Origin of the sequence: Pontibacter sp. BAB1700 (assembly GCF_000277005.1) — a bacterium.
GTDB lineage: Bacteria > Bacteroidota > Bacteroidia > Cytophagales > Hymenobacteraceae > Pontibacter > Pontibacter lucknowensis.
The window spans coordinates 1-11,863 of record NZ_AKIS01000238.1; the positions used below are offsets into that span (position 1 = coordinate 1).

10 protein-coding genes and 4 pseudogenes are annotated in these 11,863 nt (G+C 49.8%); 9 read left to right on the top strand and 5 right to left on the bottom strand.

Annotated features, from left to right (window positions below):
* The 4 genes and pseudogenes from O71_RS26160 to O71_RS22305 all read left to right on the top strand — a co-directional run.
* Positions 1-186: pseudogene (locus O71_RS26160) on the top strand (tryptophan synthase subunit beta); the annotation flags it as partial.
* Positions 176-964, top strand: coding sequence for a tryptophan synthase subunit alpha (trpA, locus tag O71_RS20725; RefSeq protein ID WP_007661106.1), 789 nt, complete (start codon positions 176-178; stop codon positions 962-964). The pseudogene O71_RS26160 and the gene trpA, both read left to right, overlap by 11 nt.
* A pseudogene (locus O71_RS20730) lies at positions 961-1,972 on the top strand (bifunctional 3-deoxy-7-phosphoheptulonate synthase/chorismate mutase). Before trpA ends, O71_RS20730 begins: the two are co-directional and overlap by 4 nt.
* Before the next feature lie 316 nt (positions 1,973-2,288).
* A complete protein-coding gene (locus O71_RS22305; protein WP_143731959.1) occupies positions 2,289-2,864 on the top strand; it encodes a hypothetical protein in 576 nt (191 codons plus the stop codon).
* Positions 2,865-3,118: 254 nt separating this feature from the next.
* Here O71_RS22305 and O71_RS24825 read toward each other — a convergent pair.
* Together O71_RS24825 and O71_RS24830 are read right to left on the bottom strand one after the other, a co-directional pair.
* Positions 3,119-4,731, bottom strand: a pseudogene (locus O71_RS24825) (prolyl oligopeptidase family serine peptidase).
* Between the two features lie 5 nt (positions 4,732-4,736).
* Positions 4,737-5,165, bottom strand: coding sequence for a hypothetical protein (locus O71_RS24830; RefSeq protein ID WP_202800261.1), 429 nt, complete (start codon positions 5,163-5,165; stop codon positions 4,737-4,739).
* Positions 5,166-5,507: 342 nt separating this feature from the next.
* On the opposite strand from O71_RS24830, the pseudogene hisH reads away from it, so the two are divergent.
* The 4 genes and pseudogenes from hisH (at position 5,508) to hisIE (ending at position 8,249) form a co-directional block, all read left to right on the top strand.
* A pseudogene (gene hisH / locus O71_RS20745) lies at positions 5,508-6,088 on the top strand (imidazole glycerol phosphate synthase subunit HisH).
* Positions 6,085-6,807, top strand: a complete 723-nt coding sequence (gene hisA, locus O71_RS20750) for a 1-(5-phosphoribosyl)-5-[(5-phosphoribosylamino)methylideneamino]imidazole-4-carboxamide isomerase (protein ID WP_007661120.1) — start codon at positions 6,085-6,087, stop codon at positions 6,805-6,807. The pseudogene hisH and the gene hisA overlap by 4 nt, the downstream one beginning before the upstream one ends.
* Entirely contained in the window at positions 6,801-7,559 is a 759-nt protein-coding gene (hisF, locus tag O71_RS20755; protein WP_007661123.1) for an imidazole glycerol phosphate synthase subunit HisF, read from the top strand. The genes hisA and hisF overlap by 7 nt, the downstream gene beginning before the upstream one ends.
* Before the next feature lie 72 nt (positions 7,560-7,631).
* Positions 7,632-8,249 (top strand): bifunctional phosphoribosyl-AMP cyclohydrolase/phosphoribosyl-ATP diphosphatase HisIE, encoded by a 618-nt coding sequence (gene hisIE / locus O71_RS20760; protein ID WP_007661125.1) that lies wholly within the window; start codon positions 7,632-7,634, stop codon positions 8,247-8,249.
* Between the two features lie 26 nt (positions 8,250-8,275).
* Here the strand turns inward: hisIE and O71_RS20765 are convergent, their stop codons facing one another.
* The 3 genes from O71_RS20765 to O71_RS20775 all read right to left on the bottom strand — a co-directional run bounded on the left by O71_RS20765 (position 8,276) and on the right by O71_RS20775 (position 10,403).
* Positions 8,276-8,896, bottom strand: a complete 621-nt coding sequence (locus tag O71_RS20765) for a hypothetical protein (RefSeq protein ID WP_007661127.1) — start codon at positions 8,894-8,896, stop codon at positions 8,276-8,278.
* Between the two features lie 65 nt (positions 8,897-8,961).
* Positions 8,962-9,825: an alpha/beta fold hydrolase gene (locus O71_RS20770; protein WP_040575066.1), complete on the bottom strand. Its 864-nt coding sequence runs from the start codon at positions 9,823-9,825 to the stop codon at positions 8,962-8,964.
* Positions 9,826-9,848: 23 nt separating this feature from the next.
* Entirely contained in the window at positions 9,849-10,403 is a 555-nt protein-coding gene (locus tag O71_RS20775) for a TetR/AcrR family transcriptional regulator (protein ID WP_007661131.1), read from the bottom strand.
* A 230-nt stretch (positions 10,404-10,633) separates the two neighbouring features.
* Between O71_RS20775 and O71_RS20780 the strand changes: the two genes are divergently transcribed.
* Positions 10,634-11,863: hypothetical protein (locus tag O71_RS20780; RefSeq protein WP_155801050.1), on the top strand; the 1,230-nt coding region annotated here is incomplete at its 3' end.

An 11,863-nucleotide genomic window follows, 5' to 3' on the forward strand; every position in this document is an offset into this window, starting at 1 on the left:
CCTGCAGGCGGTACTTGAGCTGACCCGACTTGAAGGCATCATCCCTGCGCTGGAAACAGCCCATGCTCTTGCCGCGATCGGCAGACTAGGGCCAAGCCGGAGGAAGTGGTAGTGATCAACTTATCAGGGCGTGGTGACAAAGACTTGGCAACTTACTTAGACAGATTCAACTTCGATGGAAAATAGAATTCAGCAACTATTCGCACAGAAACCAAAGGGCTTGCTATCGGTCTACTTCACGGCCGGCTTCCCGAATTTAGAAGACACGGTGCCGATCATACTGGAACTGGAGAAGAACGGGGTTGACCTGATCGAAATCGGCATGCCTTTTTCAGACCCGCTGGCTGACGGTCCGACCATTCAGCAAAGCTCTGAAGTGGCGATCCGCAATGGCATGACTATACCTAAGCTGTTTGCCCAATTGCAGGACATCCGGCAGCATACCCAGATTCCGCTGGTGCTGATGGGCTACCTAAACCCGGTGATGCAGTACGGCGTGGAGCGCTTTATGCAAAAAGCAAGCGAACTAGGTATAGACGGTTTGATTTTACCGGACCTGCCATTGTCAGATTATGTGCGGGAGTATAAGGAATTGTTCGAGCAAAACGGGCTCAGCAATATTTTCCTGATCACGCCGCAGACACCGGAGCAACGCATCCGCGAAATCGATGCGCATACCAATGGCTTTATTTATATGGTTTCGTCGGCCTCGGTAACAGGAAGCACCACGGGTCAGTCTGTAGTCAACACGGGCTATTTTGAACGGGTAAACGGAATGGGTCTTCGAAATCCGGGCATCATCGGCTTTGGTATCCACAACCACGACACGTTCACGCAGGCCTGCAACCACGCCAGCGGCGCGATCATCGGCAGTGCTTTTATCAAGGCACTGGCCAAAGAGGGCAGCCTGACCGAGAACATCAGCACATTTATTCGAAGCATCAGACAGAACGAAATCGCATGATCATACAATTGCAACAAGGTATACCTAACCAACTACTGGAAGTTATACTGCAGGAAGTAAAAGGTATAGGCTTTAAAGCCAATGAAGTAAAAACGCAGGAAGCACACTACATTGTCGGCATCGGCAAGAAAGACTTTGATATCCGTACACTGGGTCAGTTGCCGGGCGTTGCGGACATCCACCGCGTGTCAGACGAGTACAAGCTGATCTCTCGCAAGTGGCGCGTGAATCCGACGCTGATCGACTTGGGCAATGGTGTGGTGATCGGAGAGGGCAACTTCAGCATTATGGCAGGTCCGTGCTCTATTGAAAGTGAGCGGCAGATCGAGCTGGTAGTGGAACACCTGAAAGCCAACAACGTGAAGATCATGCGGGGCGGTGTGTTCAAGCCACGCAGTTCGCCTTATGCTTTTAGAGGGAGTGGGCTGGAAGGGCTGCGCATGTTCCACCAGCTTTGCAGCCAGAACGGCATCAAGATCATTACGGAAGTAATGCAGGTATCGCAGATAGAAGACATGATAGACTACGTAGATGTGTTTCAGGTAGGAGCCCGTAACAGCCAGAACTTCAATTTGCTTGATTCACTGGGTGAGGCACAAAAAGCCCGTTTTGCTGAAGCGTGGCATCTCCGGCACGTTGGAAGAGTTGCTGCAAGCGGCGGAATACATTTTCTCGAACGGCAATGAAAAGATCATGCTTTGCGAGCGCGGCATCCGCTCCTACGAAAACGCCTACCGTAACGTACTCGACCTGAACGCGGTGCCGGTGCTCAAGGCCAAAACCCACCTGCCAGTGATTGTCGATCCATCGCACGGCATCGGTCTGCGCGACCATGTAGAGCCCATGTCACTGGCCGCTGTGATGGCAGGTGCCGACGGCGTGATCTACGAAACGCACCAAAAGCCGGAAGAAGCCTTCTCGGACGGGCAACAGACAGTTAACTTCCAGGAATCTGAACGTCTGATCAAGCGCATGCGACAGGCCTTTGCGTTAAGGGAGAGCTTTTAAGGTATAGCTGTCTGAATCTTCATACAGGGCCCCTTCTCCAAAGATTATTAAAGCTACAAAAGCCTGATGCGGAAGTGTCAGGCTTTTGCACTCTAAGTTATAACCAACCTTGCTTTTTGCGTACTAAATCATATAACATTTGCCTATGCAGAAACTATACTTACTAATAGAGATTAAACTAATACTTCCGGTGCTTTTAGCTACAATGCTTTTCACCAGTTGCACGTCACTTCAGGAATCTTCTAAGTATTCGTTTTCTGAAGGAATCTATAAGGCAAAAATTTCAAGAGAACCGGCAGCCAAAGTATACGTGGACATGGGGGAAGAATCACTCAGACTATATCCCGCGCAAGATTACACAAGAGGACAAGCTGTTCAGCTCGATACGACGTCCAAAATTACACTCGCTATACCTGAGGAACTAGATGCGGCGCCAGGCCATACCTATACCTTCTCAAAGCCGTCCTTTGATCTGGATGTGCTCACCATCCCGTTTAAATACCGACCGGGCACGGCAGGCATACCGAATCAACTCAACACGACTTTTCAGGGAGCGCTGTTTATAGGAGCTCGCCGGGATGTTTTCCGAATCAATTACAAAGCGACTCCTGTGGGCAATCACCGGCGTTTTTTGAACCATTTCGGGTATAGTTTCGGCTTGTTTTCAGGTATAGGCGCTACAACTGTGAACGAGGCCGTGACAGGTGGACAGGTAGGGTATGAATATGAAGGTGTTGTGTTGTTGAATGGGGTGGCGGGTATTGTTGGCATCAACAATTTCACCTTCGGTTTGGCGCTGGGCTTTGATCATCTCCTCGATAAGTACCGCCACGATTGGGTATACCAGCGCAAGCCCTGGTTAGGTTTGGCTTTTGGCTTGAACCTGAACTAGTGGGCTGCGGCCTATTAGAAATCATGAATTCAAAATTAGAAATGCTGTAAAGCTTAATCTTCTTGATTTGCCAGTCAGGAGCTCTTCCATAAAATTAGATTTATGGAATACCTTCTTCATGCCTTTAAAAGAACTGAAGGCAAGGAACAACTGAATGAAATGACAAACTTCTTAATTAACATAAGACTTTGGTTTTTAGACTAAACCAATATGCATAAAAAAGCCCGGTACAATTCAGTACCGGGCTTTCTGTTTTAATTTGCTTTTTTATCTAGCGTTTCATCTAACCACTTGAAGAATTCACGCTGCCATACCATGGCGTTTTGCGGCTGCAGCACCCAGTGGTTTTCATCCGGCAGATATAGCAAGCGGCTCTTGATGCCTTTCAGCTGTGCCAGCTGGAAAGCTTGTAAGCCTTGCTCTATACCTACCCGGAAGTCCTGTCCGCCCTGCACGATCAGGATCGGCGTGTCCCACTTATTAGAAAGTTCGATCGGGTTGTACTCCTTGTAGCTCTGAGGAGACTTCGTATCCCAATAAGGCCCCTTCAATTCGTTGTTGGCAAAGAACATTTCTTCGGTGGTGCCATACCAGCTGCGCATGTCAAACAGGCCATCATGCGCGATGAAAGTCTTGAAACGACCTTCATGCAGACCAGCCAGCATAAACACGGAGTAGCCACCGTAGCTCGCGCCGATCGCTCCCAGTCGGCCTTTGTCTACATAAGACTCCTTGGCCACATCGTCGATGGCAGACAGGTAGTCGCGGATAGCTGACCGCCCCAGTCGCCGCTGATCTGACGGTTCCATTCTTCACCATGGCCCGGCATGCCTCTACGGTTAGGAGCCACTACGATGTAGCCCTGAGCCGCTATCAGCTGCAGGTTCCAACGGTAAGAGTAGAACTGGGTAAGAGCCGATTGCGGGCCGCCCTGGCAGTAAAGTAGTGTCGGGTATTTCTTATTTGGGTCGAAGTCCGGCGGGTATACCACCCACGAGAACAGGTCTTTGCCGTCGCTGGCTTTGGTCACACGTGGCTCTACTTTGCTCTTCGCCAGCTTGCTGTATACCTCGTCGTTCACCGTGGTTAATTGCGTCAGCTTGCCAGACTTGGTATCCAGACGGTACAGTTCCGGTGCGCGGTTCATGTCGTTGCGTGACACGATCAGGTTGTTGCCTACCTGCCCCACGATACCGTTCACATCGAACTGTCCTTTGGTAACCTGGCGTATGCCTTTGGCCGTGAACTTGTCGAGGTTTTTCGGAAGCGTGATCTCGTATACCTGAATCGTGCCTTTGGTTGGGGCCACAAACCAGATTTTGCTGCCGTCGTTGCTCCACTCAAAACCGTTGATGGTTTCGTCCCAGTCCTTGGTCAGGTTGTACTTTTTGCCAGACTTAGTGTCCAGCACGATCAATTCGTTCTGGTCAGCCTCGTTGCCATCTTCGTCCATGGCCAGCCAAGCCAGTTTTGATCCATCGGCGCTGTAAGTTGGATGGGTGTCGTAGCCTAGGTTGCCTTCGGTGAGGTTAGTCGTTTTTCCGCTGGCGATGTCATAGCGGTAAATATCGGTGTTGGTGCTCACGGCGTAGTCCTTGCCGAACTTCTTCTTGCTCACGTAAAGGATCGCCTTGCTGTCCGGGCTCCAGATGACGTCTTCTTTGCCACCAAAAGGCTTTTGAGGCGCATCGAATGGCTCGCCTTTCATCAGGTCAACCGGTGTGCCCAACTGCCCATTATTGTAGCTGGCGTAGAAGATGTGCTGAAACTTACCGTCTTCCCATGTATCCCAGTGGCGGTAGTTCAGGTTGTCGTACACGTAAGCATTGGACTTTTTTAGCTCCGGGTATATGTCGGAGCTGTGCATCTTTTTCACTTCCACTTCGCGGGAAAACAGTAGGTGTTTTCGTCCGGAGAGAAGCGTACGTTGCTCAGTCCGCCTTCCACGCTGGTTAGTTGTTTGGGTTCACCTTTGCCGCCGGCTAACTGCCACAGCTGACCTTTGTGCAGGTATACGATGTTGCCTGTCGCCTTGTCGATGTGCACCACGCTTTCGCCGCCTTTGCTAGAAGTGAGCTGCGTTGGCTGTCCGCCTGAAACAGGTATAGCATAGAGGTTACGCTCACTGTTGTTTTCCTGTACATTGGGGTAGCTTACGCCGTAGATCACCGATTTACCGTCAGGAGTAACGGTTTCGGCAGAAACACGGCCCAGTTGCCAGAGTATTTCCGGTGTCATACGCTGTTGTGCCTGCACCATCGTTGCGGCAAACACGCCAGCTAGTATCATTATCTTTTTCATTGCTCCAAAAATAACCGAAAACCCGACATCTTGAAACGACAATCGTATACCTTGTGAAAAAGAATCAGGTATAGGCATGGTATTACGCCAGCCGCAACCTATATTTGCAGCAATGAAAGGCACAATGGCACATCTGCACCATCATCATGCACGAAGCAATCGTTTCGGAGCCGTCTGCCTATGGATTTGATTTAGTTTACTAAAATATTCTTTCCAAAAGCCTGACTCCGAACAGAGTCAGGCTTTTTTTGTTGTCTGAATCAGGATTTACAGGATTCAAGGATTTACAGGATTTACAGGATTTATTAATCATTCGTCACTATTGATTACACATTCAATATAATGGATTTAGTTATAGTTGATTACAAAGCGGGTAATGTGCAGTCGGTGCAGTTTGCGCTGGAGCGACTCGGTGTACAGGCCACACTGAGCTGCGATTTTGAGACGATCAAGGCGGCGGACAAGGTCATATTTCCGGGCGTGGGGGAGGCCTCGTCGGCCATGGCACAGTTGCGGGCCGCAATCTGGATAAGCTGCTACCGACACTTGAGCAGCCTTTTTTTGGAGTTTGTCTGGGTATGCAGTTACTCTGCGAACATTCTGAAGAAGGTGATACTGATTTGCTCGGCATTATCCCTTTGCCGGTAAAGCGTTTTGAGACAGACCTGAAGGTGCCACACATGGGCTGGAACCAGTTAGAGAAGCTGCAATCTCCTTTGTTTGAAGGTATAACCGAAAGGGAATACGCCTATTACGTGCACAGCTATTACGTGCCCTTGAGCGAATATACTATCGCCCAGACTTCTTATCCGGAGCCATTCTCGGCCGCTTTGCAATACAAAAACTTTTATGCTGCGCAGTTTCACCCCGAAAAAAGTGGTCCTGCCGGTTCACAGATCCTTAAAAACTTCCTTGCCTTATGATGGAGATTATCCCTGCCATTGACCTGATCGGCGGCCAGTGCGTGCGCCTGACTGAGGGCGACTTCGCTCAGCAAACCACCTACGACAGCAATCCACTCGAAGTAGCCAAACGTTTTGAAGCGAACGGCATCAAACGGTTACACCTGGTAGACCTTGACGGTGCCCGCGCCCGAAAGCCAGTGAACTTAAATGTGCTCGAAAACATTGCCGCCAACACCAGGCTCACCATCGATTTTGGCGGTGGATTGCAGTCAGACGAAGCCGTTAAACAGGCTTTTGATGCGGGTGCAGCACAGATTACGGCAGGTAGTATAGCGGTGCGTGAGCCGGAGAAGGTGAAAAACTGGCTGTTGCAGTACGGGGCCGATAAGATCATCATTGGGGCCGATTTCAAAGGCACTAACATCGCCATCAGCGCCTGGACCGAAGAGAGCAAATACCCGCTGCAGGATTTTATGTCGGGCTATCTGAAGACGGGAGCCAAACTTTTCATCTGCACCGATGTTAGCAAAGACGGCAAGTTGCAGGGACCGTCCACCAACACCTACCGTCACCTGAAACTCACCTTGCCTGATGCTCAAATAATTGCCAGTGGCGGCGTAACAACCGTACAGGATCTGGATGAACTGCAGGAGATCGGGGTAGCCGGTGCCATCATCGGAAAGGCGATCTATGAAGGAACGATTACATTGAAGGACTTAGCGCGATTTTTATGTTAACTAAACGCATTATACCTTGTCTGGACATCAAAAACGGCCGCACCGTTAAAGGAGTCCGTTTTGAGAACATCCGCGATGCAGGCGACCCTGTGGAGCTGGCCAAATGGTATGCCGAACAGGGTGCCGACGAACTGGTGTTTCTGGACATCACTGCTACCAACGAAGAGCGCAAAACTTTTGCCGAGCTGGTACGCGACATTGCCCGCCACATCGATATTCCTTTCACTGTGGGCGGCGGCATCAGTGCCGTGGCTGATGTGGAAGTGCTGTTGCAGGCCGGTGCCGATAAAGTGTCGATCAACTCCGCCGCTATACGCAATCCGCAATTAGTGGAGGACTTGGCTAAGCGCTTCGGCAGTCAGTGTGTGACGGTGGCCATCGACACCAAGTATACGGAAGCGACCGACTGGAAGGTATACGCCCGAGCTGGAACCGTAGAGACAGAACATGCCACCGTGGACTGGGCAAAGAAAGTGGTGGAGCTGGGTGCTGGCGAGATCCTGCTGACCAGTATGAACAACGACGGCACCAAAGCCGGCTTTGCGCTGGACATTACCAAGGCCGTTTCGGAAGCTGTTTCTGTACCGGTGATTGCTTCGGGTGGGGCAGGAACGAAGGAACACTTCGCCGATGCTTTCCAGGAAGCCCAAGCAGATGCTGCCCTCGCCGCCAGCCTCTTTCACTTCCGAGAGCTTGATATTCCTGACTTGAAGGCATACCTGAAAACGGAAGGTATAGCGGTGAGGATCTGATATTTTTGAATGAGTGATGGGGTGAATGTGTGGAATATTTAAAACACTTGACTCATAAATTTAACGCTTAAAGTGCATAACGTGAAAATCGACTTTGATAAAATGGGTGGGCTAGTGCCTGCTGTGATACAGGACGCTGCTACAAGTCAGGTGCTGATGCTGGGGTACATCAACCAGGAAGCCCTGGACAAGACGCAAAAAGAAGGGCTGGTGACTTTTTTCTCCCGCTCTAAAAACCGCCTTTGGACGAAAGGCGAAACCTCTGGCCATACCTTGCAGGTGGTTAGCATCGTCGATGACTGTGACAATGATTCGCTTTTGATCAAGGTGAACCCCAACGGGCCTACCTGCCACACCGGCGACACCAGTTGCTTTGGCGAAGATCCATCAGCTAAACGCTTGGCGGCGGTTCAGTTCATCGCCAGACTGGAGGAGGTGATACAACAACGCAAAGCGAACCCGACAGAGGCGTCTTATACCAATTTCCTGTTTGACAAAGGCGTGAACAAAATTGCCCAGAAAGTAGGGGAGGAAGCCGTGGAAACTGTAATTGACGCAGTAGCCGGTAAAACTGATACCATGAAAGGTGAGGCTGCCGACTTGCTTTATCACCTGCTAGTGTTATTGGCAGCCACAGGGCTGGAGCTAGCCGATGTAGTGGCTGTATTGGAAGAACGTCATAAAAAGTAAAGACCAGTCGCGGTGGCGGCTGGTCTTCAAAATACTTTTTTCTGCTTTTGCTTAGGCGTTAGCAACTTAAGATTATTGAATTTCCCCTTCAGGGTAATGTTGCACTTGCGGGGCTTTTCCTGATTGCTGCCGTAGGAAGTAGGATCGGTGACATTCGTTATCGTTACTTCAAAGCTGCCGCTTGCAAGGCCGGTTGAAGCATTGTAAGCTTTGATCTCAATCTGCCCCTCCATACGGTTTCCGCTGCTAAATAAGGCACTCTTGCTGGTCTTGTTGTAGTAGTGGTAGTAGGTCAGGTCAGCACGCCCTGTTTTGTTATTTGAAAGGGAACGCACCGTATAAGTTCCGATATAGCCGTGCAGCAGGTCCGCCTGCTTGATGTTAAATACCAGCGCGTCGATGGTGGCGGGCTGTGACGGTGCAAAATTCAGCTGCAGCTTTTCTTCATCTGACACAAGTTGCATCTCTTTCAGACTAAGGCTGTAGACTGCCTTTTCCTCTTCTGCAGATTCCAGGTAATTAAAAGATCTTTCCATCGTAGCCTCCACCTTGGGCATGATCGAGGTGCTTTCATCCTTCTCTTTATCGCACGATACAGAGAGAAATGTAATGACTAAAAGCCATGTAGAAAGTATGATCTTTTTCATAGTTTTAATTTGACTATAAAGGTATGAAAAAGATTACTTTAGCTGCAATAAATATTAAAAATTCTTTATATAAAATCTTTGATGGCGTCAGCGATTTCGCCTCCCTTTTCCTCCTGCACAAAATGACCAGCCTCTAATCGCCTGACTTTTGCTTCCGGGAATGTGTTCTGCCACTGTTCAAGCAGGTTTAACGTAAGCAGTTTGTCTTTTTCTCCCCACAGAATCAGTTTAGGTATGGTACGAAGCTTTTCGCGCTGCTCCCAAAGGCTGGCAAACCAGGAGCCCGATGCTTTGAGTGCAATTGCAAAGTGCCAGGTGCCCATGCGGCTGCGGCTGTTGCTGAGGGGTTTTAGGTAGTGCTGGTGCACATCCTTACTCAGGTGGCGTTTCTGGTGATAGCCTCTGGGCAGGAGCAGGCGGGGCGAAAAACCCAGGTTCAGGTATAGGAACCGCCCTATGCCGCCATTGAGGAAACCGCTGATCTTCATTATTTGCGCTTCATTCTCCAGCGACCACATCCAGGTGTTCAGTATGATAAGGCGCTTCACATTCTGGGGATGTCTCAAAGCATAGTTCAGCCCGATGGGGCCGCCAAAATCATGTATTACCAGCGTAATGTCCCGGAGTTGCAGGTGCTCAATCAATTGCTCCAGGTTCTGCGCGTGCGCCGCTGGGGTATACGCAAAGGCATCAGGAGCAGGCTTGTCTGAGAGACCAAAGCCCAGATGGTCAGGGGCAATGCAGCGGTGTGTCCGGCTGAGTGCTTTTATTTGCTGTCGCCATACAAACGACCAGGTGGGCGTGCCATGCACAAAGACGATGGGTTCGCCCTGCCCTTCATCTACATAATGCATCTGCCCGGCTTGCAGCGCCATTGTATGGTGTGCAAAGGGGTATAAAATGCGATCAAGCCATCGGGGAGATTTCATGCTGATTTTCTAAAATTCAATTATCACTTCTTATACTTCATGATCAGGAGGGAAGCCACGTCATCTATGGGGTAGTTGTCGTAAAACAAAAAATGGTTTGCCATCCCGTCGATGGAAGCGAAGAGGAGTTTAGCTTCGAGTTCAGGGAATGGAATACCCGCCTCCATCAGATTCTGTCGGATGCGCTCTTCGATGTAAGCAGTCTCCTCCTGCATATCGTGCAGGAGTTGCCTGACTACCTCTGACTGCATCCGGATGCCGTGCAGCAGTTTCCAGAAGTCTTTTTTTTCTTTCAGCAGTTTTACAGTCTGCTGAATATGTTGCGCTATACCTGAGCCAGCCTGTTCAGAAGCGGGCTCAAAGGAAGCATGAATGTCTTCTACGCCGCGGCGGAAGATTTCTGCCAGCAACTCGTCTTTGCTTTTAAAGTAATTGTAAAGCAAACCGAGTGACATGCCTGCCTCTTTGGCAATACTGCGGATCGAGGTGGCTTCATAGCCTTGCGATGCAAATAGCCTCAGGGCTACCTCAACTAACCTGTTAATACTGTGCTCTCTTCTTTCCTGAAACCGGGTCATGGGAAGGTGAATATTTGCTCAAATATACTATGATTGAACGTTCGTTCAAAGATTAAGTTGAGTTTTGACCTGCCTATTTTACCAAAACGCATATTTTTTCAAAAGCGTATACCTGGCGCCAGCATAGATGATACGTGGTATTTTATCTATACCGGGTTAGAACATATAAGCGACAGCCAGGTTATAAACACATAGTGCCTGTGCCCGTATTCATCTGAAACTGACTCTACGTGAAAATTAAAACGCTCCTTCAAAAATGGTGGGTATGGCTACTCCTCATACTCGCCTCTCTTTTTATCATTATCGCAATTCTGACATCTCAATATTTTAATCCCTGGCTGCAGCGTGAGTTGGAGTCGCGTGTGAGAGAAGAATCAAACGGCCTCTATACCTTGAAACTGAACGGGCTTGATTCATCCCTGCTAAGCGGGCGCTTCACAGCAGACTCTATCCACTTGATACCTGACTTTGAAGCCTGGGACAAGCAGCATGAAATCAGCCAGCAGGACACGGTTGCGGCAGCGGCGCCTCGTACACTAATGAATCTCAAAACAGACAGACTGGTGTTGGCAGGCATTAACTTCATCGGCATCCTAAGAGGGGAGCCGCTCGATTTGAACAAGCTTAGGGTTCTTCAGCCTACTGTGCTGATTACCGAAATGCGTCAGGACACGACGGCGAGCCACGAGCCGCTGCACAAGTCTGTGGACGGGATTATGAAAAACCTGCAGATCGGTACGATTGAGGTGGAGAAGGCGACGCTGCGTATCCGTGAAGGCCAGAATGCGGAGACAGACCGGATCTCCTTGTGGGACTTTACCATGGAGGTGAGAGATCTTCAGCTTGACAGTACCGCATTTGAAGATGGGGAGCGGGCTTATTATGCCAGACTTATTGCGTTTGAATCTGGGAAAGCTGAATTCACCCTTCCTGACGGAACGTATCGCTTGCAGGCTGCAGCCCTCAAAGCCAATACCGAAGACGGGACGATTAACATTGGCAACCTCCAAATCATCCCGCTTCTGGACAATGCGGCGCTTGCCCGCCAGAAAGGCAAGGCCGTGTCGACCATGCGGCTGGAGGTGCCGGAGATCAATCTGAGCGGCGTAGACTTTGCATTGCACTCCCGGCATAATAACCTGATGGCTAGGCATGTAGTGATCAAGAACCCGTCTCTGAGTGCGTTTATGGATCGGAAGAACTTCACTGCCAAAGGAAACAAACCACTGCCGCATGACATCATCCAGCAATTGAAAACCGGCCTGACCCTTTTGAAAATAGAGGTGCAGGGCATGCACATCCGGTATGAAGAACTGGCAGAGGAAGCGACTGAGAAAGGCATCATTACCTTTGAGAATCTGTATGCCATCATCACAAATGTGACCAATGACAGGAACCGCATGTCAGCTGACAACCCGGCCGTTATCGATGCCAAAGCCGAACTATATGGAAAGGCGCCT

Excerpts from the sequence above, each read along its gene's own strand:
- hisA (WP_007661120.1), top strand. The coding sequence starts at position 6,085 with ATGATGGAGATTATCCCTGCCATTGACCTGATCGGCGGCCAGTGCGTG.
- O71_RS22305 (WP_143731959.1), top strand. The coding sequence starts at position 2,289 with ATGGGGGAAGAATCACTCAGACTATATCCCGCGCAAGATTACACAAGA.
- O71_RS24830 (WP_202800261.1), bottom strand. The coding sequence starts at position 5,165 with ATGAAAAAGATAATGATACTAGCTGGCGTGTTTGCCGCAACGATGGTG.
- hisF (WP_007661123.1), top strand. The coding sequence starts at position 6,801 with ATGTTAACTAAACGCATTATACCTTGTCTGGACATCAAAAACGGCCGC.
- O71_RS20770 (WP_040575066.1), bottom strand. The coding sequence starts at position 9,825 with ATGAAATCTCCCCGATGGCTTGATCGCATTTTATACCCCTTTGCACAC.
- O71_RS20775 (WP_007661131.1), bottom strand. The coding sequence starts at position 10,403 with ATGACCCGGTTTCAGGAAAGAAGAGAGCACAGTATTAACAGGTTAGTT.
- O71_RS20765 (WP_007661127.1), bottom strand. The coding sequence starts at position 8,896 with ATGAAAAAGATCATACTTTCTACATGGCTTTTAGTCATTACATTTCTC.
- trpA (WP_007661106.1), top strand. The coding sequence starts at position 176 with ATGGAAAATAGAATTCAGCAACTATTCGCACAGAAACCAAAGGGCTTG.